At 64.1% G+C, this 23,214-nt stretch carries 24 protein-coding genes; 10 read left to right on the plus strand and 14 right to left on the minus strand.

The window, feature by feature from the left end:
• Positions 1 to 256: 256 nt before the first annotated feature.
• On the minus strand, positions 257 to 646 hold the full coding sequence (locus tag AC0L3J_RS31105) for a hypothetical protein (RefSeq protein ID WP_473349571.1): 390 nt from the start codon (positions 644 to 646) through the stop codon (positions 257 to 259).
• A 288-nt stretch (positions 647 to 934) separates the two neighbouring features.
• On the opposite strand from AC0L3J_RS31105, the gene AC0L3J_RS31110 reads away from it, so the two are divergent.
• Positions 935 to 1,192 carry a DUF2798 domain-containing protein gene (locus AC0L3J_RS31110; RefSeq protein ID WP_456768835.1) on the plus strand — a complete coding sequence of 86 codons (258 nt, stop codon included), beginning with the start codon at positions 935 to 937 and terminating at the stop codon, positions 1,190 to 1,192.
• 50 nt (positions 1,193 to 1,242) lie between these two features.
• Here AC0L3J_RS31110 and AC0L3J_RS31115 read toward each other — a convergent pair whose 3' ends face one another.
• The 3 genes from AC0L3J_RS31115 to AC0L3J_RS31125 form a co-directional block, all read right to left on the minus strand.
• Positions 1,243 to 3,030 (minus strand): chloride channel protein, encoded by a 1,788-nt coding sequence (locus AC0L3J_RS31115; protein WP_473349572.1) that lies wholly within the window; start codon positions 3,028 to 3,030, stop codon positions 1,243 to 1,245.
• A gap of 12 nt (positions 3,031 to 3,042) precedes the next feature.
• Positions 3,043 to 3,696 (minus strand): L-fuculose-phosphate aldolase, encoded by a 654-nt coding sequence (locus tag AC0L3J_RS31120; protein ID WP_473349573.1) that lies wholly within the window; start codon positions 3,694 to 3,696, stop codon positions 3,043 to 3,045.
• A gap of 158 nt (positions 3,697 to 3,854) precedes the next feature.
• Positions 3,855 to 4,481: a MarC family protein gene (locus tag AC0L3J_RS31125; RefSeq protein WP_473349574.1), complete on the minus strand. Its 627-nt coding sequence runs from the start codon at positions 4,479 to 4,481 to the stop codon at positions 3,855 to 3,857.
• Between the two features lie 157 nt (positions 4,482 to 4,638).
• Between AC0L3J_RS31125 and AC0L3J_RS31130 the strand changes: the two genes are divergently transcribed.
• The 7 genes from AC0L3J_RS31130 (at position 4,639) to AC0L3J_RS31160 (ending at position 10,871) form a co-directional block, all read left to right on the plus strand.
• Complete coding sequence (locus AC0L3J_RS31130) at positions 4,639 to 5,586, plus strand: gamma-glutamyl-gamma-aminobutyrate hydrolase family protein (RefSeq protein WP_473349575.1); 948 nt, start codon at positions 4,639 to 4,641, stop codon at positions 5,584 to 5,586.
• A gap of 3 nt (positions 5,587 to 5,589) precedes the next feature.
• Positions 5,590 to 6,777, plus strand: a complete 1,188-nt coding sequence (locus AC0L3J_RS31135) for a carboxylate-amine ligase (RefSeq protein ID WP_473349576.1) — start codon at positions 5,590 to 5,592, stop codon at positions 6,775 to 6,777.
• A gap of 92 nt (positions 6,778 to 6,869) precedes the next feature.
• Positions 6,870 to 7,076, plus strand: a complete 207-nt coding sequence (locus AC0L3J_RS31140; RefSeq protein ID WP_456768828.1) for a hypothetical protein — start codon at positions 6,870 to 6,872, stop codon at positions 7,074 to 7,076.
• A gap of 103 nt (positions 7,077 to 7,179) precedes the next feature.
• Positions 7,180 to 7,746, plus strand: coding sequence for a YciE/YciF ferroxidase family protein (locus AC0L3J_RS31145; RefSeq protein WP_007601433.1), 567 nt, complete (start codon positions 7,180 to 7,182; stop codon positions 7,744 to 7,746).
• A gap of 154 nt (positions 7,747 to 7,900) precedes the next feature.
• Complete coding sequence (locus AC0L3J_RS31150; RefSeq protein ID WP_007601432.1) at positions 7,901 to 8,284, plus strand: Hsp20/alpha crystallin family protein; 384 nt, start codon at positions 7,901 to 7,903, stop codon at positions 8,282 to 8,284.
• Between the two features lie 8 nt (positions 8,285 to 8,292).
• The gene (gene lon, locus AC0L3J_RS31155) at positions 8,293 to 10,710 is read left to right on the plus strand and encodes an endopeptidase La (RefSeq protein ID WP_473349577.1); all 2,418 of its coding nucleotides are present in this window, start codon (positions 8,293 to 8,295) and stop codon (positions 10,708 to 10,710) included.
• 5 nt (positions 10,711 to 10,715) lie between these two features.
• The gene (locus tag AC0L3J_RS31160; RefSeq protein ID WP_199198739.1) at positions 10,716 to 10,871 is read left to right on the plus strand and encodes a hypothetical protein; all 156 of its coding nucleotides are present in this window, start codon (positions 10,716 to 10,718) and stop codon (positions 10,869 to 10,871) included.
• 72 nt (positions 10,872 to 10,943) lie between these two features.
• Here the strand turns inward: AC0L3J_RS31160 and AC0L3J_RS31165 are convergent, their stop codons facing one another.
• From AC0L3J_RS31165 to AC0L3J_RS31205, 9 genes are all read right to left on the minus strand, one after another.
• The gene (locus AC0L3J_RS31165; protein ID WP_007601427.1) at positions 10,944 to 11,246 is read right to left on the minus strand and encodes an HU family DNA-binding protein; all 303 of its coding nucleotides are present in this window, start codon (positions 11,244 to 11,246) and stop codon (positions 10,944 to 10,946) included.
• Positions 11,247 to 11,603: 357 nt separating this feature from the next.
• The gene (locus AC0L3J_RS31170) at positions 11,604 to 12,836 is read right to left on the minus strand and encodes an acetyl-CoA C-acetyltransferase (RefSeq protein WP_473349578.1); all 1,233 of its coding nucleotides are present in this window, start codon (positions 12,834 to 12,836) and stop codon (positions 11,604 to 11,606) included.
• A 236-nt stretch (positions 12,837 to 13,072) separates the two neighbouring features.
• A complete protein-coding gene (locus AC0L3J_RS31175) occupies positions 13,073 to 14,536 on the minus strand; it encodes a GH1 family beta-glucosidase (RefSeq protein WP_473349579.1) in 1,464 nt (487 codons plus the stop codon).
• A gap of 700 nt (positions 14,537 to 15,236) precedes the next feature.
• Positions 15,237 to 15,644: a hypothetical protein gene (locus tag AC0L3J_RS31180; RefSeq protein ID WP_473349580.1), complete on the minus strand. Its 408-nt coding sequence runs from the start codon at positions 15,642 to 15,644 to the stop codon at positions 15,237 to 15,239.
• A 59-nt stretch (positions 15,645 to 15,703) separates the two neighbouring features.
• The gene (locus tag AC0L3J_RS31185; protein ID WP_007612915.1) at positions 15,704 to 15,871 is read right to left on the minus strand and encodes a hypothetical protein; all 168 of its coding nucleotides are present in this window, start codon (positions 15,869 to 15,871) and stop codon (positions 15,704 to 15,706) included.
• 168 nt (positions 15,872 to 16,039) lie between these two features.
• Positions 16,040 to 16,273: a hypothetical protein gene (locus AC0L3J_RS31190; protein WP_063995436.1), complete on the minus strand. Its 234-nt coding sequence runs from the start codon at positions 16,271 to 16,273 to the stop codon at positions 16,040 to 16,042.
• Complete coding sequence (locus AC0L3J_RS31195) at positions 16,270 to 16,569, minus strand: hypothetical protein (RefSeq protein WP_007601417.1); 300 nt, start codon at positions 16,567 to 16,569, stop codon at positions 16,270 to 16,272. Before AC0L3J_RS31195 ends, AC0L3J_RS31190 begins: the two co-directional genes overlap by 4 nt.
• A 150-nt stretch (positions 16,570 to 16,719) precedes the next feature.
• Complete coding sequence (locus AC0L3J_RS31200; RefSeq protein WP_473349581.1) at positions 16,720 to 19,227, minus strand: TonB-dependent receptor; 2,508 nt, start codon at positions 19,225 to 19,227, stop codon at positions 16,720 to 16,722.
• Positions 19,228 to 19,380: 153 nt separating this feature from the next.
• Complete coding sequence (locus tag AC0L3J_RS31205; protein ID WP_473349582.1) at positions 19,381 to 20,739, minus strand: histidine kinase; 1,359 nt, start codon at positions 20,737 to 20,739, stop codon at positions 19,381 to 19,383.
• Positions 20,740 to 20,883: 144 nt separating this feature from the next.
• On the opposite strand from AC0L3J_RS31205, the gene AC0L3J_RS31210 reads away from it, so the two are divergent.
• The gene (locus tag AC0L3J_RS31210; protein WP_018460280.1) at positions 20,884 to 21,504 is read left to right on the plus strand and encodes a response regulator; all 621 of its coding nucleotides are present in this window, start codon (positions 20,884 to 20,886) and stop codon (positions 21,502 to 21,504) included.
• A 70-nt stretch (positions 21,505 to 21,574) separates the two neighbouring features.
• Positions 21,575 to 22,420: an S-formylglutathione hydrolase gene (fghA, locus tag AC0L3J_RS31215; RefSeq protein ID WP_473349583.1), complete on the plus strand. Its 846-nt coding sequence runs from the start codon at positions 21,575 to 21,577 to the stop codon at positions 22,418 to 22,420.
• 184 nt (positions 22,421 to 22,604) lie between these two features.
• On the opposite strand, the gene AC0L3J_RS31220 is transcribed toward fghA, so the two are convergent.
• Positions 22,605 to 23,108 carry a DUF3280 domain-containing protein gene (locus tag AC0L3J_RS31220; protein WP_456768819.1) on the minus strand — a complete coding sequence of 168 codons (504 nt, stop codon included), beginning with the start codon at positions 23,106 to 23,108 and terminating at the stop codon, positions 22,605 to 22,607.
• Positions 23,109 to 23,214 lie beyond the last annotated feature (106 nt).

Genomic DNA, 23,214 nt, shown 5'->3' on the forward strand with positions numbered 1-23,214 from the left:
CTGCCGCGTCCACCGCAAGCCCGGCTCGCGAACGTGACGACCACAAGATCGCCCCTCAAGGATGAGCCGGGATGGGCCACACATACGCCAAAACCGAATTTCGGTAAAGTGGAATATTTTTTCCGAAGGAGGTTGACGCACCGGCGACACAGGTCGCGCAACGAGACGCCTCGCGCAGAAGCAACAAGGGGCGGTGCAAAACACCGCCCCTTGTTGCTATCTTGGCGCGAAACGAGACTGCGGCGAGGACAGGCGCCTAATACGGCTGATAATAGCCACGCGGACCATAGTAGGGACCGCCGCCGTAATAGCCCTGGCCGCCGTAGTAAGGACCGGGGCCGTAATTATAGCGGTCCTCGTAGTACTCCTGGCGCCTGCTCTCTGCGATCGCACCGCCGATCAGACCTGCCGCCACGCCCATGAAGGCAAGGCCTGCAGCGTTCGGGCCTCGACGATAGTAGCGATGGCGGCGAGCCGCGCTGAAATCGGTGGCAGCCGGAGCGGCCGGGCCCGCGGCAGCGGCCTTGGCGGGCGCGGGCGAGTTGGCAGCCGAAGGGGTGATCGAAGCCGTAATCAGAACAAGACTTGCGAAAGCTGCCAACGCAACGTTGCGGCCGGCTGCAGAAATCATCGGTCCCTTATTCATCTTGACCTTCCCTGTTCTCGCTCAAAGCGACACAATCAAACAAGACTTAATGCGCAAACCACTGAAATGGTTTCAGGATCGCGGCAATCTGCCACGCTTCGAACGTTTGTAAACCGAACGTCCAGATCCAGCTTGAACCATCCAACATGAGCGGATAATGAACAGACGCACCGTTTTTCGGTCGCCGTAAGCGTTTTACGTGAACCAACGCATCAACCGACGCTGTCGGGATCGATGCCATTCTTGGGTTCACCGTGACTGACGCGTCCTATTCCAAAGAGAAACCAGATGATTGCGGTTCGCAAACTGCCGGCGCGCTATGCGCCGATCGTGATGCCATTCGTGCTGTCCATCCTCATGACGGCCGTGGTGTCGGTCATTTCCACGCTTCGAAGCCTCGGCGCAACGCCGGCATTTCTCGCGACCTGGCCGGGCGCCTGGGCGCTGTCATGGCTCGTCGCGTTTCCGACGCTGCTGATGGTGCTGCCACTGGTCCGCCGGATCGTGGCGAGCGTCGTTGCTGCTCCCTCCCAACCGGCCCGATAGCCGGCGCGGACGGCGGCGCATGACGCCCGCCGTCCCGCTTCCGCGTGACCTTACGACAACGCCCCGAGCACGCCACGCGTCGCCTTGTCGATCTCCTCGACATAGCGACGCCGGGCGAAGGTCTCGGTGAGGAAGCCGACCACCTTGCGGCTGTCGGTGGAATCGACCACCGCCAGCATCTCGGCCTCCGCCTCGTCGAACACCGCCATGGCCGACTTCACGTTCATCTCCGGGATCAGCACGATCTCGGTCAGGCGCGCGAGCTCGATCACCTGGATCTCGTCGGCGATGGTGTCGAGATCGCCGGAGAACAGGTCCGGCAGCAGGACGAGGCCGACATATTCGTCCGCATTGTTGACGATGACGATCCCGGGCCGCGATCCCAGCACGAATTCGCGACGGACCGCGGCGATCGTCGTGGTCGACGGCACCTTGCCGACATCGGAGCGCATCAGCCGCTCGACGGTGAGGTTGCGCAGCCAGCCGACGTCGTTGGCGCTGCGGATGGTCTCGCCGCGCAGATGCAGGCGCCAGGTCGAGAAGGAGTGGCCGAACATAAAGCGGACGCAGATCGAGGTGACGATGCAGCCGGCGAGCACCACGGCGGTGACATCGACGTTGCGGGTCATCTCGAGCACGAGGAACGACATCGTCAAGGGACCGCCGACGATGGCGACGCCGAGCGTCGCCATGCCCGTCAGCATCGCGACCAGCGGATCGATCACGAAGTTGGGGCTGATCAAGAGCAGCACCGCGGAAAAGAACTTTCCGATCAGGCTACCGACGAACAGCGAGGCAAAGAACAGCCCGCCGCGGAAGCCGGAGGCGAGCGAGATCAGGCAGGCCGTCACCTTCAAGGCGATGATCAGCGCGATCAGGCCGATCGTCATGTCGTGAAAGAGATCGAGCACCATCGCGCCGTGACCGGCCGCCAGCACCTGCGGCGTGACAATCGCAAAGCCGCCGACGATCAGGCCGCCGATCACCGGGCGCAGCCAGACCGGCAGCCATTTGAACAGGCGCTCGAACATCGAGGACGAGCGCATCACGGCGATGCCGACGCCGCTGGTGACGAGCGCAAGCCCGATCAGCGCCAGATATTGCTCGACGCCGACGGCGCTGACCTTGGGGATTTCGAGCGAGTATGGCGCGCCGCCGAGCCATTGCGCGGTCAGCGCACCGGCGAGCGAGGCGGCGAGGATCGGCGCGGCGCTGCCGACCGAATAGACGCCGACGATCAGCTCGCAGGCGTAGAAGGCGCCTGTGATCGGTGCACCGAAGGCCGCCGCGATCGCCGCGGCGGCGCCGCAGCCGACGATCAGACGCAGATCGTTGCGGCGCAGATTGAAAAACTTGCCGAGCAGCGAGGCAATGCCCGAGCCGATCTGGGTATAGCCGGCCTCGAGGCCGACGGAGGCGCCGCAACCGTTCGAGATCAAGGTCTGGCTGGACACCACCACGCTGTCGCGCATCGACAGATTGCCACCACGCAGCGCGTTCGCCTCGATCGGATCGACCGCGCTGGAGAGCTTCAGCCGTCGGCGCCACCACTCCATGATACCGAGCGCCAATCCGCCCAGCGCGGGCGCGATCAGCGCGGCCCAGGGACTGACGCTGGTATTGGCGGACAGGCGGACGTCGATGGGAATGCCGTAGATCACCATATGGGCAATCTGCGCAATCTCGGCCATCAGCGTCACGATGGCGCCGGCAAGCGTGCCGATCACCAGCGCCAGCGGGATCAGATAGAATTCGTTGCTGCGCAGCAGCGCCCGCAGCCGAACCATGACGCGGTTCGTCCCCTTGCGGTCGGCGAGATGTCTGATCCGCAGGAACACTTTCTGTCCGCCCTACCCTTCCGCCATGCCGTAGCCGGACATGCGCTGGCGGACCCGCTCGATCTCGGCGCTCGACAGCAGCGGCGGCTCTCCGATCTGGAGACAGCCGTGATATTGCCGCGCCAGCGTCTCGACCTCGACGGCGAGCCACATCGCCTTGTCCAGCGACTTCCCGATCGCGATCATGCCGTGATGGTCGAGCAGGCAGGCAAGCCTGCCCTCCAGCGCCCGCACTGCATGTTCGGACAGCTCCATCGTTCCGAAGGTGGCATAGGGCGCGCAGCGGATGCTGTCGCCGCCGGCGGCTGCGATCATGTAGTGCACGGGCGGGATCTCCAGGCCCATGATCGCCAGGATAGTGCAATAGGTCGGATGGGCGTGGACGACGGCGTTGACGTCTGGCCGGGCCTTCAGGATGTCGAGGTGGAAGCGCCACTCGCTGGACGGCTTCTGAGCGGGCGCGTGCGAGCCGTCCATCGTCATGAACACGATCTGGTCCGGCGTCATGGCGTCATAGGGCACACTGGTCGGGGTCACCAGAAGCCCGTCCACATGCCGGACGCTGATATTGCCCGAGGTGCCCTGGTTGATGCCGAGCGCGTTCATGCGGCGGCAGGCGTCGATGATGGCCTGTCTCTTGTCGAGCTCGTCCGCTGTCATCGACATCTCGATTTCCTGACGATGGGCGCCTGTCAGACGGGGAGTACGTCAAGCCATATGGCAGCGCAAGAGAAAGCGGACCGGATCACGCGCGATCCCGCCGGCCGCCTCATGGCATCATGAAATAAACATGAAAATCAACGCATTAACTGATTGCCGCAGCTCTACAGCAAGCTCGCCCGGACCGCCGCGATCCCGTTGATCACGAACTGCACCGAATAGGCCGCGAGCAGCATGCCGAGCACGCGCGAGAGGACGGCGTTGCCGGTGCGCCCAAGGCTCCGCGCGATCATGTTCGCGGAGACAAAGCAGAGCATGCAAAGCAGGCACACGGAGAGCACGACCGCGATGATGATCGCGAGCCTCGGCCCGTAGCCGGCATCGCCCGTCAGGAGCAGCGTGGTTGCGATCGCGCCGGGACCGGCCATCATCGGGATCGCCAGCGGGAATACCGCGACGTCGGAGGCATGCTCGGAGCTCGCCTTGTCGGCCTCGCGGGCCTCGCGATGCGGACGGTCGCCGAAGATCATCTGGTAGGACACGCCGAACAGCAGCAGTCCGCCGGCGATCTGGAAGGCGGGGATGCCGATCCCGAGCTGGCGCAGCAGCCAGTTTCCGATCAGGGCGATCACCACCAGGATCGACGCCGCAATCAGCGGCGCGCGCAGCGCGATGGTGCGTTTGGTCTTGTCTGGCATGCCTCCGGTCGCGGCGAGGAAGGCGGGAGCAAGGCCCACGGGATCGACCACGAGCAGCAGCGTCACGAACGCGGACAGGGTGAAATCGATCATGGCGCCTCTTCCGGTCTGACGGCCCAAGCACGTCGCAATAACAAAAGTTAGTTCAGTGTCGGGTCAAAAAGATCAACGAGCTCAATCGCGAAGCAACCATTCTGCAGGATTGCCGTTTCACTGATCATCAATATCCGAGCAGAAGCAGCACAGACAATTGCACGAGCCCCGTTCCAGAATTGATCCGCACGATCCCATTTCCTGCAGCCGCTGGGCGCTTCGATTAGGGACAAACGTCAGAGAACTCAAGGCCGCCATTCACCAATTCGGCAGCGCCGCGGACGCAGTCGCCTACGGCCTTCAGCAATGGCGGCTCACCACATCGCAAGGCCAGTGGCAAGCCCGCAGCGGGGCGCCGCAGGTCGGCATCCTCTCGGATTCCATCGTTGCGCGCGGCGAGCAGCTTGCCTCCGTCGCCTTGGTCTGCGTCAACGCCGTCGGCCTCGTCGCTGGCGCCGTGCCGCGGGTCTTGCCCGCGGCCCCCGAAGCAGATGTCGATGCGTATCTCGACGGCCTCGACGGCCTCTTCATCGGCGGTGGACAGACCAACGTCCATCCTTCCCGCTACGGACAAACAGCCGACGAAGCGCGTGATGGTCCGTTTGATGAATTCCGCGACGAGGTCGCGCTTCGCCTGATTCCGCGCGCGCTAGCGCGCGGCATTCCCGCCCTGTTCGTCTGCCGCGGAATCCAGGAGCTCAACGTCGCCTTTGGCGGCACGCTGGCGAAGGAGCCAGACGGTTTGCCGGAGGACAAACGCCACGGCACGCCCGAGGCGGACAATGAGGATGCCCGCTATCGGCTGCGGCAAAAAGTGACGCTGCGCAAGAGTGGCGTGTTGCAACAGATCTGCGGCTCAGATGCCATCACCGTCAATTCGCTGCACAGCTTCCTGATCGACGATCTCGCACCGGGTCTGGTGGCGGAGGCCGTCGCCGAAGACGGCTCGGTCGAGGCCGTCAGCGTCGAAGGCGCGGGCGCTTTTGCGCTCGGCACCCTCTTTCATCCCGATTATTGGGCGAGCTCCGACCATGCGTCGGCCCGCATTCTCTCTGCCTTCGGAGACGCGGTTCGTCAGCATGCGAAGGCGCAAGGGGCAGCGTAGGTCATGCACCGTTATCGCTTCGGCATCGAGGAGGAATATTTTCTGGTCAGCCGCCAATCGGCGGCACCGAAGTCCGAGCTGCCCAAATCCTATATGGCAGCGGCCCAGAAACGCCTCGGGGAGCGGCTGACCACCGAGATCCTGCAATCGCAGATCGAAGTGGCGACGCCGCCATTGGCGACTTCAGCCGATGCCATCGCCGAGCTCGCGCACTACCGCGCGGTTCTGGCCGAGGTCGGCAAGGAGCACGGGGTCGGTATCGTCGCGGCGGGGACGCATCCGTTGGCTCAACCCCAGCAGCAGCGCATGACGCGCAAGCGCCGCTACAGCAAGGTCATCAACGACCTCGGGATGGTCGGGCTCGGCAATCCGATCAGCGGGCTGCACGTCCACGTCGAGGTGCCCGAGCCGGACCACCGGGTCGAGATCATGCACCGCCTGGTCCCGTTCCTGCCGCTGCTGCTGGCGCTGTCGACCTCGTCGCCGTTCTGGTGCGGCTACCCCACCGGATTGCTCGGCTACCGCAATGCCGCAAATGACGCCCTGCCCCGGACCGGCTTTCCCGAGATGTTTCGCAACCTCGCGGAATACGAGACCTATGTGAGAACCCTGGTCGATGCAGGTATCGTCCCCAACGCCACTTATGTGTGGTGGGCGCTCCGGCCTTCGCTCCAACATCCGACCCTGGAGCTGCGCATCACCGACTGCTGCACGGCAATTGCCGATTCGGTGGCGATCGCGGCGCTGTTTCGCGCGCTGGTCAGGCACGCCGTGCACCATCCGGATCTGAACGCCACGTATTCGGCCGTGCACCGCGCGCTGATCGAGGAGAACCGCTGGCGTGCCCAGCGCTACGGAACCGACGGGACGTATATCGATCTGGTGTCGTTCGAGCCGGTCTCGTTCAGGACCTGGCTGGAAACGGTGATCGCCATGCTGGCGCCCGACATCGCGCATCTTCGCATCGAGGACGATATCCAGCATCTCAAGACCATCCCCAAGCGCGGCACGTCGGCCCATCTTCAGCTGGAATATTTCCGGGGCTTGAGGAAATTCGGCCGATCGCCCCGGGACGCGATCGGGGATGTGACGAAATGGCTGCGGACCTCAACCGAGGCCGGCGACTTCACCGCACGGGCGGGCGAGCCGAAAGGGACAGCGGTGCGGCAGCCTGTCGCCAATCCAGTGTGAGGCGTCGGATGCGAGGAGGGCTGGTTGAGGAACGACCTTCCGCCATCCGACTTAGCTGACCATGACCGCAAGGGACATGGTGGAGATCATCTATGAGCGACAGCGGAGTTAGCATGTTGCTGGGCCACGCCTCGAGCCAGATGCTTTGGCTCTGGTTCATCGGCGCGTTCGTGCTCGGCGGCGCCCTCGTCTACGGCGTCATGAAGGCCGGTCACCTCCGTCGCAGCGAGCGCGCACGCCTCGATCGCGCGACGGAAGCGCGACAGCGGCAGGACGATCCGTACAAACGGCCGGGTTAATCCACACTGCGTTGCATATTGGGAACCTTTGGCCGCGCAGAGTCTTGATCGCCCGAGGATAGAGGAAGGCGGGGCCTTCCCGTTCACCTCGACAGGAGGATGTATGGCCAAGAAAGCAAAGAAGCGCACAACCAAGAAATCGTCGACGGGCCGCGCCCGTCAGGCGCCGAAGATGTTGAGCGACCTATTCCTGGAGACGCTCAAGGACATCTATTTCGCCGAGAACAAGATCATCAAGACCTTGCCCAAGATGGCCAAGGCTGCCAACTCGAAGGAGCTCGCGGCGGCTTTCAACAAGCATCTGCGCGAGACCCAGGGCCAGGTCAAACGTCTGGACCAGATCTTCAAGATGCTGGGCAAGCCGGCTCGCGGCAAGCCTTGCGAGGCGATCAACGGCATCACCGATGAAGGCGCCGAGATCATGAAGGAGTTCAAGAACGCTCCTGCGCTCGACGCCGGCCTGCTCGCAGCCGCGCAGGCGGTCGAGCACTACGAAATCTCCCGCTACGGCACGCTGCGCACCTGGGCCGAGGAGCTCGGCATGCAGGACGCGGCAAAGCTGCTGCAGGCGACGCTGGACGAGGAAGAGGCGACCGATCACACCCTGACGGAGCTCGCGACGTCCGTGATCAACCTCGAGGCGGAAGAGGAATACCGCCAGGCGGCCTGAGCCCCACGTGGCGTGACGACGAAACGCCGCGGCCGGAAGGCCGCGGCGCTTGTGTTTTCGGATCGCACGATCCGCATGGCACCTGCGCGCCGCCGGGCTGGAATTCTCGGGAACCGGCCCCATATTCAGCGTTCCCCACCGCCGAGCCCGCATCATGCAACCCAAAAATCCCCTCGACTGGATGCTGTCCGAAGCCCTGGACTCGCTGACCCGCGCCGAACGGCTGCGCCAGCAGTTCGGCCGCCAGGAAGCCTGCTGGGAGCCGCCGATCGACGTGCTCGAAACCGAGCATGAGCTCCTGATCCTGGTCGCGCTTCCCGGCGTCAATCCCGACAATGTCGAGACTGTCATCCATGACGGCGTGCTTGTCATCTCCGGCCAGCGCACCCTTCCGCCGGAGCTTCGCAACGCCCGCATCCACCGGCTCGAACTGCCGCAGGGGCGTTTTGAGCGCCGCATTGCATTGCCCGTTGGCCGCTACGCCATCAGCCGCTTCGTGATGGACGGCTGCGTCGCGCTGCGCCTCGCCAAATCCTGAGGTCGATCATGGCCACCGAACGTATGAATACCGCACCGACCAATCCCCAGAGCAATTCCGACGTGAAGATTCCCGAAGACGCGCTGATCATCATTCCCGTGCGCGAAATGGTGCTGTTCCCCGGCGCCATCGCGCCGATCGCGATCGCGCGACCAAAGTCCGTCGCCGCCGCGCAACAGGCGCTGCGCGAGCAGCGGCCGGTCGGCATCGTCCTGCAACGCAGCCCCGAGACCGAGGAGCCCGGTCCGGACGACCTCTATCGGGTCGCGACCATCGCCAACATTGTGCGCTACATCACCGCGCCCGACGGCACCCATCACATCGTCTGCCAGGGCGTGCAGCGCGCGCGCATCCTCGACTTCCTGCCGGGGACGCCGTTCCCGGCTGCGCGGATCCAGCAGATTCCGGAGCCGACCACGAGCACGCCCGAGATCGAGGCCCGCGGGCTGAACCTGCAGCGTCAGGCCATCGAGGCGATCGAGCTGCTGCCGCAGGCGCCGCCGGAGCTGATCGCGATGTTCCAGGGCACCACTGCGCCCGGGGCGCTGGCGGACCTGGCGACCTCGTTCATGGACATCAAGCCGCAGGACAAGCAGGAGGTGCTGGAGACCATCGACCTCGCCTTGCGCGTCGAGAAGGTGTCGAAGCATCTGGCCGAACGGCTGGAGGTGCTGCGCATCAGCAACGAGATCGGCCAGCAGACCCGCGCCAGCTTCGACGAGCGGCAGCGCGAGGCGATCCTGCGCGAGCAGATGGCGACCATCCAGCGCCAGCTCGGCGAAGGCGACGGCAAGGCGGCCGAGGTCGCCGAGCTGACCGCTGCCATCGCCAAGGCCAACATGCCGCCCGAGGCCGACGCGCATGCGAAGAAGGAGCTGCGCCGCTACGAGCGCATGCCGGAGGCCGCCGGCGAGGCCGGCATGGTCCGCACTTACCTGGACTGGCTGATCGAGCTGCCATGGGCGCTGCCCGCGGAGAAGCCGATCGACATCAAGGAAGCGCGCCGCATCCTCGATGCCGACCACTTTGGCCTGGAGAAGATCAAGAGCCGGATCATCGAATATCTGGCGGTGCGCAAGCTGGCGCCGCAGGGCAAGGCGCCGATCCTGTGCTTCGTCGGACCGCCCGGCGTCGGCAAGACCTCGCTCGGCCAATCCATCGCACGCGCGATGGACCGTCCCTTCGTGCGCGTCAGTCTCGGCGGCGTGCATGACGAGGCTGAGATCCGCGGCCACCGGCGCACCTATATCGGCGCGCTGCCCGGCAACATCATCCAGGGCATCAAGAAGGCCGGCACCCGGAATTGCGTCATGATGCTGGACGAGATCGACAAGATGGGCCGCGGCGTGCAGGGCGATCCTTCCGCAGCAATGCTGGAGGTGCTTGACCCCGAGCAGAACGGGACGTTCCGGGATAATTACCTGGGCGTGCCCTTCGACCTGTCGCGCGTGGTGTTCATCGCGACCGCCAACATGCTGGACCAGATCCCGGGTCCGCTGCTGGATCGCATGGAGCTGATCAGCCTCGCCGGCTACACCCAGGAAGAGAAGCTGGAGATCGCGAAGCGCTACCTGGTGCGGCGGCAGCTCGAGGCCAATGGCTTGACGGCCGAGCAGGCCGAGATCGAGCCGGAGGCGCTGCAGCTGGTCGTCAAGGGCTACACCCGCGAAGCCGGCGTACGTAACCTCGAGCGCGAGATCGGCAAACTGTTCCGGCATGCCGCGGTGCAGGTCGCCGAGGGCACGGCTGTCAAGGTCGTCGTGACGCCGAAGGATATCGGCACCGTGCTCGGCCAGCCGCGCTTCGAAGGTGAGATCGCACAGCGCACCAGCATTCCAGGCGTGGCCACCGGCCTTGCCTGGACGCCGGTCGGCGGCGACATCCTGTTCATCGAGGCCTCGCGGGTATCCGGTCGCGGCGGGATGATCCTGACCGGCCAGCTCGGCGAGGTCATGCGCGAGAGCGTGCAGGCTGCGATGACGCTGGTGAAGAGCAAGGCCACGCAGCTCGGCATAGATCCGCAGCTGTTCGAAAAGAGCGACATCCACGTTCACGTGCCCGCAGGCGCGACCCCGAAGGACGGGCCGAGTGCGGGGGTCGCGATGTTCACGGCGCTGACGTCCCTGCTCACCAATCGCACGGTGCGCAGCGACACCGCCATGACCGGCGAGATCTCGCTGCGCGGCCTGGTGCTGCCGGTCGGTGGCATCAAGGAGAAGGTGGTGGCGGCTGCGGCCGCGGGCCTGAAGCGGGTGATGCTGCCGGCGCGCAACAAGCGGGACTACGACGACATCCCGAAGAGCGCGCGGGACAGCCTCGAATTCATCTGGCTGGAGCGCGTCGACGAAGCCATCGCCGCGGCGCTCGAGCCGGCCGAGGCCAAAGTCGAAGCCAAGATCGAGGCCAAGGTCGAAGCGGCGGAGTGAATGCGATGAAGAAACTGCTGGAAAGAGCGAAGCGATCGCGGACAACGCAACGGCTGCGCCAGTTGCTGGATCGCGCCATCGACGGGGTTCGCGATGCGCTGGCGGCATCAGGACCGCGGCTTCAGCCGGTCCCGGTTCGCGCGAAGCGCCGCAAGGGTTGAGCCCTCCGTCTCAAGTCCTCGCGACAGCCCCGAACAAAAGGCCCCCTCCTATGCGAGGGGGCCTTTGCGTTGTTAGCCCACGGCGTCCTTGGCGGCCTTGACCGGGCGGGCGCGGACGATCTTCCGGGCCGGCTTGGCCTTGAACATCATCTCTTCGCCCGTGAACGGGTTGGTGCCCTTGCGCGCCTTGGTCGCGGGCTTCTTGATGACCACGAACTTGGCGAAGCCCGGCACCAGGAACAGGCCGTTCTTCTTGAGCTCCTTGTGACCGACGTCGGTCAGCGTCTCCATGACGCTCTTGACGTCACGCTTGGAAAGCTCGGTGGTGGTCGCGATCTTTTCGATCAGCTGCGATTTCGACATTTGGGTGGCCATCGTGTCTCCTCTGATTCGTTGACGGCTGCATATTAGACCAACCGGTGAAGGCCTATAGCCTTCTGCACAGTTTTGTCGGGGTTTTACGAGCTTTTTTGGCCCTCTGTGGCAAAAAACCCTGCATTTTAGCCACTTCCGGAACGGAAGAAGCCTCAGGCAGCGGATTTTACCTTGTTTCAAAGGCCCGCACGCAGCCTTGCTAAAGCTGATTCGATGCTTTCGACAAGCGACGACCGGCCTCTTTGTGAAAGGCCGGTCGCGATTCACCCTGGAAAATAGGGCTAGATCGTCGTGATGCGGCGGTCGCGGGTACTTTCTCTCCCTTATTTTTATAGAGCGCGACGAGCTTCGCTCGCGCTAGATACGTTCGATGATGATGGCCGGGGCCATGCCACCAGCCGCGCACATGGTGACGAGACCGCGCTTCAAGTCGCGCCGTTCGAGCTCGTCGAGCAGGGTGCCGATCAGGATCGAGCCGGTGGCGCCGATGGGGTGGCCGAGTGCGATCGAGCCGCCGTTCACGTTGACCTTGGCGCGATCGAGCTTGAGGTCGCGGATGTATTTTTCCGCCACCACGGCAAAGGCCTCGTTGATCTCGAACAGGTCGATGTCGTCGATGGTCAGCCCCGCTTTCGCCAGCACCTTGCGCGTCGCCGGCACCGGCGCGTTCAGCATCAAGGTCGGCGAGTCCCCCATGTTGGCCATCGCAACGACGCGGGCGCGCGGCTTCAGGCCGTGCGCCCTGGCGTAAGCGGGCGAAGCCAGAAGGATCGCGGCGGCGCCGTCGACGACGCCGGACGAATTGCCGGCGTGGTGCATGAAGTCGATCTCGAGTTCGGGGTACTTCTGCAGGATCAGGCCGCGATAGGTCGTGCCCTTGTCGTCGAGCGCATGGTCGGCGACCGCGGGGAATGCGGGCTTCAAAGCGCTCAACCCTTCCATCGTGGTCTGCGGCCGCGGATATTCTTCATGGTCGAGCGCGAGGCTGCCGTCCTCGCGATGCACCGGCACGAGGCTGTTCTTGAAGTGGCCATTCGCGATCGCAAAGGCTGCGCGCTTCTGGCTTTCGAGGCCGAGCGCGTCGACGTCCCTTCGCGTGATGCCTTCCAGCGTTGCGATCGCGTCGGCGCAGACGCCCTGATGCGACTGCGGATGCCGCGCACGCAGGCGCAGATTGCCGTTGTCCATCATCATCGGACCGGCGCCGCGACGCCCTTCCATCGACATCATCTCGCAGCCGCCGGCGACGACGAGATCTTCCGCGCCCGCCATGATCGAGCTTGCGGCCATGTTGACGCTGGTGATGCCGGAGCCGCAGAAGCGGTCGAGCGTCACGGCACTGGCGCGTACGTCGTAGCCGGCATCCAGCGCCGACATGCGGCCGAGATCGCCGCCTTGCGTTGCGACCTGCGCGCTGCAGCCCCAGACGATGTCGTCGACATCGGCGGTGTCGATGCCGGTGCGCGTCGCGAGCGCGTGCAGCACGGTTGCTCCCAGCTGCTGCGGATGAATGCCCGAGAGTGCGCCCTTGCCGGCCTTGCCGACGCCCCGTGGGGTCCGGCAGGCATCGATGATGAGTGCATCGGTCATTGGCGTGTCCTCTTGTTATGAGTGGTTGAGGACGGTTTTGAATAAGGCAGAGAGTGGAGTCAATGCGCGGCGCTGCACTCCCTCTCCCCGTTCTTACGGGGAGAGGGTTGGGGTGAGGGGCTGCCTCAACAAAGACGGTGACAGACGGACTCGCGGAGACTCCCCCTCACCCGGATTTTCCGCTGCGCGTAAAATCCGGCCTCTCCCCGCAAGCGGGGAGAGGCGAAGAGACGCCGCTACGCCCCCGCCGCGTTCTTCGCGATCACGTTGCGATAGAAGCTGGCGCTGAGCTTCGGCGTACGCACCTGGGTGTCGAAATTGACGTGGTAGAGCCCAAAGCGCTTGTTGAGCCCGAACACCCATTCGAAATTGTCCATCAGGCTCCAGAGGAAGTAGCCGCGCACCGGCACGCCTTCGGCGGTGGCGCGCTGGAGCTGAGCGAGGTAGTTGCGCAGATACATGATGCGGTCGGTGTCGTAGATCTTGCCGTCGGGCGTCACGACGTCTTCGCCGGAGGTGCCGTTCTCGCTGATATAGATCGCATCCGTCTTCCAGATCTTCGCCGCCAGCTTCGGCACCCAGTAGATCGTCTCGGGGCCGACGCGCAGCCAGTCCGAATTCATGTGCGGGAACGATTTCGGGATCGGCAGCGGCATGAAGCCCGCGCCCTGGTCGGACGCCACCACGTAGTTCTGCGGCGCGTAGATGTTGAGGCCGAGGAAATCGACCGGCGAAGATATGATCTTCAGCTCGGCATCGGTGTATTTCGGCGCGTCGCGCCCCGCGAACTTCAGGAAGGCGTCGGTATACTGGCCCGTCATGATGACGTTGAGATAGCCGGCGTTCATCTCGCGCAGCGCGATCTCGGCGGCACGGACGTTCTCCGGCGTGTCGATCGCGGGCGCGCAGGCATCGATGTTCTCGGCCGGCCCCACCCTGGTGCCGCGGCGGCCATGGGCGCGTACCGCCTGCACCGCGAGCCCGTGCGCGAGTGCGCTATTGTGCCTGATCTGGTTGACCTCGGCTTGTGGCAGTGTCACGCCGGGCGCGTCGATGCCGATGCCGTAGCCGAAATGGACGAACCGACCGCTCTCGTTCAGTGTGAAGACGTTCTTGACGCGATCGGTCAGGTGCCCGGCGACATAGGCCGCGTAATCACCGAAGATCTTGCAGGTCTCCGTCGAGCGCCAGCCGCCAAACCGGTCCTGGAGCGATTGCGGCAGGTCCCAATGATAGAGCGTCAGCCACGGCTCGATGCCGTTCTTGAGGAGCTCGTCGACCAGGCGATTGTAGAAGTCGAGCCCCTTCGGGTTGGGTTTGCCGTCGCCGTCCGGAAACAGCCGCGGCCAGGCTACCGAGAAGCGATAGGCCTTGCAGCCGAGTTCCCTGATGAGCGCGATGTCTTCCTTGTAGCGGTGATAGTGCTCGTTGGCGCGATCGCCGGTCGAGCCGTCCTCGATCTTGCCGGGGATGCGGACGAACTTGTCCCAGATCGAGGCCCCTCGCCCGTCCTCGTTGACTGCGCCCTCGACCTGATAGGACGAGGTCGCCGTGCCCCAGACAAAGCCCGCCGGAAAGCCGTCCACGCTCCGCGGCGGCGATGCGGGCTTGGCGTCCGCGACCTCGAGAGGATTGGCGATTCCGGCTGCGGACAATCCTGCCAGCGTGGCGAACTGGCGACGCGAGACCTTGTCCGACATTGATAGTGCTCCGGTGATGCTCTTGCGGCGGCACCATGGCGAATCGCGGGTCGTTTGAGAAGCGGGCGAGCCGAGGGCCGAGGATGCAGGATTGCAGAATGCGACAAAGTTGTCCGAAAGGGGCCACGGCAATTGTCGGCAGAGCTACCCCAAAGCCGAAATACCAGCCCAATCCGGCGAGGAAGTTGTCAGTTCCTCTCGAAACGAGGGCCCGTAGGCTCACAGAATGCCATAAACGGCTCGGAAATTACGACCAAAGTCCGAAAATATGGCGTATGGTGCAACCATCGCCGCTCCGCTCTGGGCGATTGTCTGTCTGCACCGGTCAAGCAAGAGAACGACTGACTATGACGCGGTTTGACCGCGTGAGACTGTGGTCACCTCTTCCGCTTGACCAAGTGCCTGTCCTGCCAGGGATACAACGACTGACCCAGCGTCAGAGCCACTGTGAATTCGAGGTAGATATATGTCGTATGCCTACAAGCTGAATGAAGACGTTCGCCACCAGCCCCAAGGCCCACAAGGACGTGCCGCAACCGAGCCACCGATGATTTACACCATCGTCCAGCATATGCCTATCGAGGCCGATGGACGTCTCCGATACCGCATCAAGTGCAAGTCTGAGAAAATCGAGCGAGTCGTCACGGAAGATCAGCTTTCGTATTCGCAGTGAACTGCTCGATGACGGCGGCTCCCTCGCTCAGCGTGAGCGCTTCGGCAACTTTGGCAGCTTGTCGGGATTGAACGGCGGTATCTGCCGGGCTTGTTCGGGTGCGGGGGTCTGCTGTTCCGTCAGGATCAGCGTACCCTGGAGGATCATTCCCGGCACTTGCGCTGCTATCGCCGTGTAGGTCGCGACCTTGCCCGGGCAGTTTCCCTCGATATCCAGCGTGAGCTCATCGTCGACGCCGAACACCGTTGCGCGTCCGTCGGTATGGCGCTTCGTCGACACGGTGGCGGTGAAGCGATCGCCGTCGACCTTGCAAGAGCCGTGATAGGTCATCAGGCTGTCGCAGCCCCAGATCTGTCCGTCCGCGATATGGACGATCCCGGTCCCCTGATCGAGCGGCGTCTTGTACCAAGCGGCGTAGGTGCCGTCCTTCAACATGGGAGCAGTCTCCCGGTATTCCCTCGCGCATCATCGACACGATCAGCGCTAACAAAGCGTTAATCGCGCGGCCCATGCCAATCCGGGCTATCCCTGCGCAGCTCGGCTTCCAGGTCTTCAATGATGCTGTGAAGCAGACACGCGGCAAGTGGATCGGTCACTTCGCGCTCCAAACGCCTGTAACGCGCGATCTGGAATTCCTGCTCTCTCAACTGGTGCTCTGTCATCGGACGGGCCCTCCGACAGATCGACGCCGATACAGCCAAGTCGTTTCGTTACAATTTTAGGATCATTCGCTATGGTTTCCGATCGGTAAAAACACCGCGACCCCGAGCTTCGCCGGCGCGCGGGATCATCGGACCTTTCGAAGGTCGATACGCCGACATGCGCCGCTGTTACGGCACATCACCGCTTCTCCGGCTCTCGCCGATGCTGTGCGGCTTGTTGAGGAAGAACTCCCGGTTACCGAGAGCCGCTTCCGCGTACTGATCAATCGCAACCTGGATGGCCTCGATGTGCATGCGGCACCAACCCTCCAGACAGGACAGGCGCCGCGCATGATGAAGCGCCTTCAGAAATTCCGGCGGCTCCTGCATGTCGGAGAAGTAGGTCGGCCTCTCCCCCTTCATGCCCGTGCCATCTCTCGCGGCGGAACAAGACGGCGCTTCTCGACACCGACGCGCGATGGCATCGGCCGACGGCGGGGAACGAAGAGGCTGGCGACGACGATTGGGTCCGTGTCTCCCAGCGCGGCCCGCTCCTGAACGAGCCCGCTCATCACCGTGCGCATCTTCATGACTTCGCCTGCGACGAAGCTGCAGTCCTCGTCCCTGTTGATCTGCTCATGCATGATCGCCTCGGCCTCACGCATGCTGACGCGTAACGCCCTGATGATCCTGCGAATTTCGTTGATGCGGTTGTCCATGGCTCGCTCCCTTGGCTGGACGAGCAGCATAAGAACAAAACATGAACAATGAGTCAATCGGCTTGAGGTAGAACACACCCGTGGCGGCACGCCGCGCCGGCGCAAACCGGCCTCCTCGCCATCCCATATGGACCGGGCTTCAGAGCCAGATCAGAACGTCACCCGCATTCCCGCATAGAAGGCGCGCGGCCTTGCAGGGCTGAGCGAGCGCGGGTCGGTGAACTCGGCACCGCCATTGGTGAAGTTGGGCACGGCTTCGCGATCGAAGAACTGTCCATAGGTCGCGTAGCGCTTGTCGAAGATATTGTCGATCTTGCCGTAGAGCTGGAAGTTCTTGGTCACCTGGTAGGACGTGTGCAGGTTGAACACGGTGTAGGACGGCAGCTTCGCATATTGGTTGGACTCGTCGCCGACCAGATATTGGCTGGAGACGAACAGCGCGTTGCCGCCGACCTTCCAGACGTCGGTGACCGCATAGTCGACACCGACCTTGACGCGATGGCGCGGGATCGCGGGGAGCTGGTTGCCGGGCGAGACCTGGATGTTGCCGTCGCCATCGGCGAACGGGCTGTTGGAGCCGATGGACAACGCGTCGAGGAAGCGCGCGTCGACGAAAGCGTAGCTCGCCTGGAATTGAACCGTCGGCGATTTGATGTTGATTTCGGCCTCGAGGCCTTGCCGCCGGGTGCGGCCGACATTGGAGAAATAGCCAAAGCCGGTGCGGCCGGGCACGGGGATCGCGACGATGTCGTCGTAATTGGTGGCGCGGAAGCCGCCGATTTTCCAGCCGAGCGTGCCGATGTTCAGCTCCCTGCTGCCGCGCAGGCCCGCTTCCACGGTCTTGGACACGACCTGCTTCAATGGCGGATCGGAGACGAGAAACGCGGCGATGAGACAGGGACGGGCAGGATCGGAGCAGCCGAGCTCGAGCGGCGTCGGAACGCGGTTGGCCTCGGAATAGCCGGCATAGGCCGTCAACCCCGGCGTGAGCTTGTAGGTGCCGCCGATCACCGGATTGAAACGGGTGAAGGTGTGATCCCCGTTGAGATCGGCCCCGAGCTGATCCTCCAGTGAGATGCGCGCCACGTTGAACCGGCCGCCGCCGGTGACGGCAAAGGCGTCGGTGACATTGAACGTGTCCATCGCATAGAGACCGTTATATTGGTTGACGGTCCGCAGCGAGACAGGGCCGGCAACGGTATCAGGTACGCCGGTCGGCCCCAGGAAGAGGCCGCTGCCGCTGACGACGTAGTTTTCTCCGATCGTGCCGATTTCGGCGGTGGCGTTATAGCGCGTGACGCTGGCGTCATAGGTGGCGCCCATCACGAAGCGGTTGTCGTGGCCGAACAGTTGATCGGTATTGGTGGCCTGCCCCGACACGCCGAAGGTGGTCGAACGTATCGAGCTGCGGTCGATCTCGCCGAGGATGGTCCCGGATGCGAAAGGATTGGCAAGCGGCAGGCCGTTCACGCCGTTCGCCGGTGTGGCGCCGTCGCCGAAGCAAAGAAGGCCGGCGAGCCCCGCATCGGTGCATTCCTGCGCGTCGGTCGGATTGCCGTCGACGAGCTTCTGCTCGTACCTGCGCACATGCGCAGTGCCTTCGAGCGTCCAGGTCGGCGTCGCATCGACCTTGCCGGTCAGATTGAGATAGCCGACGCGATTGGAGGTGGTCTGCGGTGTCGTGTAGGTCGCGCCCCAATATTTGTCGAGCAGCTCGGCGGGAACGGTGGCGCTGGCGCCGAAATCGTTCTTGGCGACGCCCATGTTGGCGTGGAATTCGCTGTCGCCGGCCTTGTAGCCGACATCGCCGTAGAAGCGCCGCACGTCCGATTGGGAGAAATTGCGGAAGCCGCTGTCGTGCAGGCCTTCGAGCGCGGCATAGACGCCGTAGTTCTTGTCGACCGTCTTGCCCCATTGCGCCGAGCCCTGGATGCGGCCGAACGAGCCGCCCATGAGATCGAGCTCCGCACCCTGATAGGTGAAACCATCCTTCATTTGCAAATTGATCGCGCCACCCAGCGCGTTGAGGCCGAAGGCTGGGTTGTTGGTCACGAGCGTCACCGACCGGATCGCCGCGGTCGGGATCAGGTCCCAGTTGACGGCGTCGGAGAAGGCTTCGTTGATGCGGACGCCGTTCTGATACACGGCGAGGCCTTGCGGCGTGCCCGTCACCGGCGAGGCAACGAAGCCGCGGAATTCGACATCCGGCTGAAATGGATTGCCGGTGACCTCGCTGATGTTGACGCCGGCGATGTTGTCGCGAAGCGCGTCGGTGATGTTCATCGAGCCGGTGCGCTTGATCTGGCTGGCGTCGACGGCGTTGATCGCCGACGGGACCTTGTCGACGTCGAGACCTCTGCCGGTACCCGGCGCGGTCGGATAGACGTAGAGGCGCGTCCTGGGGCTGGCGGATGATGGTGCCCCGATGTGCGCGACCGGACGCGACGACGCGGTGCGCCGCGCCGTCGACGGCGGCGGCGCCGTCACCTCGACCGGCGGCAGGTTCTGGACGTTGGTTTCCTCGTCCTGCGCGGCCCCCGCCGGGATCGCGAAGATCAACCCCGACACCAGCCCGGTCGAAACCGAGGCCATCACCAAACGACGCTTGAACCCAAGAGGCTTGAACCCAAAACGCTTGAACCGAACACGATCGCCCATCCCAGCCTTCCCATCCGTGGCCACCGGCTGTTTTGATTTTCGCCGGTTGGTCGAGACGAGTGTAATCGGCAGGGACGCGTGCGCCAGCCACAAAAGGTCGGGCCGTATCCGCACCAATTTTCCCGAGAAAATCGGGAATTCTTCCCGACGCGATCAGGCCGCCGCCGTCGGAACCAGCGCTTCGACCGTCAGACCGCCGTCGCCGGAGACGACGTTGAGCGTGCCGCCCAGCGCTAGGATCCGCTCGCGCATGCCGACGAGGCCGAAGCCGAGCTTCTGGCCCGGCTCCATGCCCCGGCCATTGTCGCTCACCCGTACCCGGGCACAGCCGCGGCCATCGCTTGCCGCCTGCGCCACCGGCTCGATGACGACATTGACCGAGGTCGCGCCGGCGTGGCGGAACACGTTGGTGAGCGCCTCCTGCACGATGCGGTAGATGGTGAGGTCGGCGGTCTCCCCGGTGACGCCAAGCGCCGACGAGATCGCGGTCTCGATGGTGACATCGGGATGCGACTCCCGCCACAGCCGCGACAGCGATTCCAGCGCCTGCCGCAGGCCGAGCTCGGCAAGGCCGACGGGCCGGAGACGCTCCAGCACGCGGCGATTGAACTGCTGAAGCGCGTTGATCTGCTCCAGCATGGCACTGCCGTGTTTTCGCACGGCCTCCGCACTCGGGGCGCGTCCGTCCGCCTGCTTCGCCAGCGCGCTGGCATGCGCGCGCAGCGAGAACAGATATGGCCCGAACTCGTCATGGAGCTCGCGCGCGATCTCCTTGCGCTCGACGTCCTGGAGCGACACCGTTCGCTCGGCGAGGCGCCGCTTGTCCTCGATCGCCTCGCTGAGCGTTGCCGCAAGATGGTTGAGCTTGGTGCAGATCGCGGCGAGCTCCGGCGCCCCGCCCGGCGCGACGCGCGCCTGATAGCGCCCGTCTTCGAGCTCGGCCATGACATCCGCAAGGGATTGGAGCGGCGCCAGTGCCCGGCCGATCACATTCATCATCACCAGGAACAGCGCCAGCGCGATCACAGAGCCGACCTCGAGCTGGGTCACGATGGCGTCCCAGATCTCGGCGATCTCGTCATCGGGATGGGAAGTGATCAGCAGCGAACCCGGCTTGCCATGGATCGAGACGGGTACGCTCACCGCGGTCTGCTCGGGATGCACCAGGCTGACGAACCAGGCCGGCGGCGCGCGGGTGTCGTCGTCGGCGTCGGTCCGGGGCTGCGTCAGCGGATGGCCGGCTTCGTCCCGAAGCGCGATGCTGACATGGCGCAGGCGGCTGAGGTCGCGTGCGATCTGGTTCAGCCTGGCATCCGGATCGGGCGCCTCGTTGAGATCCGCCACGATCATCTCGATGAATTCGCGCGCGAGCCGGATCACGCTCTGGTCCTCGGCTTGCACGCGCGGCCCGGCTTCCGCGACCTGGCGGCCGATATTGACGGCGAGCCCCAGCGCCAGCAGCAGCGCCAGCAGCAGGTTGATGCGCCCACGCAAGGATAGATTTTGCCACATTGGTATCGCCCGTGCCCCGCGAAGGATTGGCCTGCGCCTGTCCGATAACGTTGACAGAGGCGAAGCGCCCGATATCTAATCGAAAGCGTACAGCAATCCCGGCCGGGCGCGAAACAGGCCAAGACGCTGTCGCGAGGAACGCCTATGCGCATTTTGATCGTCGACGATCATCCTATCGTCGCCTCCGGCTGCCGTGCCGTGCTGGCCGACGAGGGCGAGATCGAGATTTTGGAGGCCGCCGACGCCGAAGACGGCGAGTGCGTCTTCATCGTCGAGCGCCCCGACCTCTCGATCATCGACATCAACCTGCCGACCGTGTCCGGCTTCGAGCTCGCGCGCCGCATCCTCGAGCGCGCGCCCGAGGCCCGAATCATCATGTTCAGCATGAACGACGATCCAGCTTTCGCGGCGCGTGCGATCGAGTGCGGCGCCAAGGGCTATGTCTCCAAGACCGGCGACCCCGACGATCTCGTCGAGGCGATCCGCACCGTTGGCGGCGGCGGCACCTATCTGCCGAGCGCGATCGCGCGCAGCATCGCCTTTGCGGGACCCGCGCTGGCGCAAAGCCCACTGTCGAAGCTGAACGCGCGCGAGATGGAGATCTTGCGGCTGCTCAGCGCCGGAAAGAGCCTTTCCGAGATCGCCTGGCTGGTGCAATCGTCGTACAAGACTGTCGCCAACACTTCGTCCATCATGCGCCAGAAGCTCGGGGTGAAAACCTCTGTCGAGCTGGTGCGGCTGGCGATCGACAGCGGCGTGGCCTGACGGCCGCCACCAATTCGGTCACACAAGCGTTGCAATCCTGATGTGGTTTGATGCCACGGAGCATAACGGCATGACGATCCAGACTGTCTCGACCAATACATCCTATGGCGGCGTGCAGGGCGTGTATCGCCATGCCAGCCAGGCAACCGGAACCGACATGACGTTCTCGGTCTATGTTCCCCCGCACGCGCAGGGCGCCAAGCTGCCCGTGGTCTGGTATCTCTCCGGCCTCACCTGCACGCACGCCAACGTCACCGAGAAGGGCGAATTCCGCAAAGCCTGCGCCGAGCTCGGCCTGATCTTCGTCGCGCCCGACACCAGCCCGCGCGGGCCCGACGTGCCGGGCGATGCCAATAATGCCTATGATTTCGGCCTCGGCGCCGGCTTCTATGTCGACGCGACGGAGGCGCCGTTTTCACGCAACTATCGCATGTGGAGCTACGTCACCGACGAACTGCCAAAACTCGTGGCGGAGAATTTTCCGGTCGATGCCAAACGGCAATCGGTGATGGGCCATTCGATGGGTGGCCACGGCGCGCTGACGGTCGCGCTGCGCAACCCGCACCGTTTTCGCGCGGCCAGCGCCTTCGCACCGATCGTGGCGCCGTCGCTTGTGCCCTGGGGCATCAAGGCGCTGACCGGCTATCTCGGCCCCAACAAGGACGTTTGGCGCAGCCACGACACGGTGGCGCTGATCGAGGACGGCGCGAAGTTCTCAGGCTTCCTCGTCGACGTCGGCGAGGCTGATAATTTCCTGAAGGAGCAGCTTCGTCCTGAATTGCTGCAGGCGGCCTGTGCCAAGGCCAACATCCCGCTAACGCTGCGACGGCAGGCGGGCTACGACCACAGCTATTATTTCATCTCGACCTTCATGGGCGATCACCTGCACTGGCATGCGGAGCGATTGAAGGGGTGAGCTTTCTTCCTTCTCCCCTTGCGGGAGAAGGTGGCGCGAAGCGCCGGATGAGGGGTATCTCACCGCGAATTCGAATGAGAGTTAGACTCGGGGAGAGAGACCCCTCACCCGTCTCGCCGCTACGCGGCGAGCCACCCTCTCCCACAAGGGTAGAGGGTGCAGCGGCGCACGCGGAGAGAAGAACCTACTCCGGCTTGCCGTAATTCGGTGCCAGCAACCGGTTGCGGATCAGATAGCTCATCGTGCGCGTCCAGGATTCATCCGTGTTGCCGCGCATGTCGGCGCTCGCGGCCGTGATCATGTTGCCGGTCTTCACGTCGCGCAGATAGATGTTCAGATTGATGATCAGGTTCGAGACCTTCTGCACCATGCCGGTGATTTCCAAATCGGCACCCAGCTGCCCGGCAAGCTTCAGGTCGCAGCCGCCGCAGGCCTGCAGATTGGCGTGACGGGCCGCATCCCGGATCGGCGCGATATCGAGCAGCTGGAACCTGCCTGACTCGACCAGCGCCTTGCGCAACTGCTCGCTGATGAGGTCGAGCCGCGCCTCCTCGGGCTTGGAGCCATAGAACTCGCCGGGCAGGCTGGTGTCGATCAATTCAAAGTCGAACACGGCGAGTTTCGGCGGATCGGCGAATGCGGCCGAGCCCGTCAACAGCAAAGCGACGAAACATATCAGCGCTCGCATGATCGTGATTCCCGGCGTGGCAGCGCGAGGACGAAATGCGGGGTTGCATGGCCTGACAAATCGGTCATGCTTTAGCAGAGACAATTCTCCATCGGCGGTCAAGCCG

This window comes from Bradyrhizobium sp. Kon37, assembly GCF_055807535.1.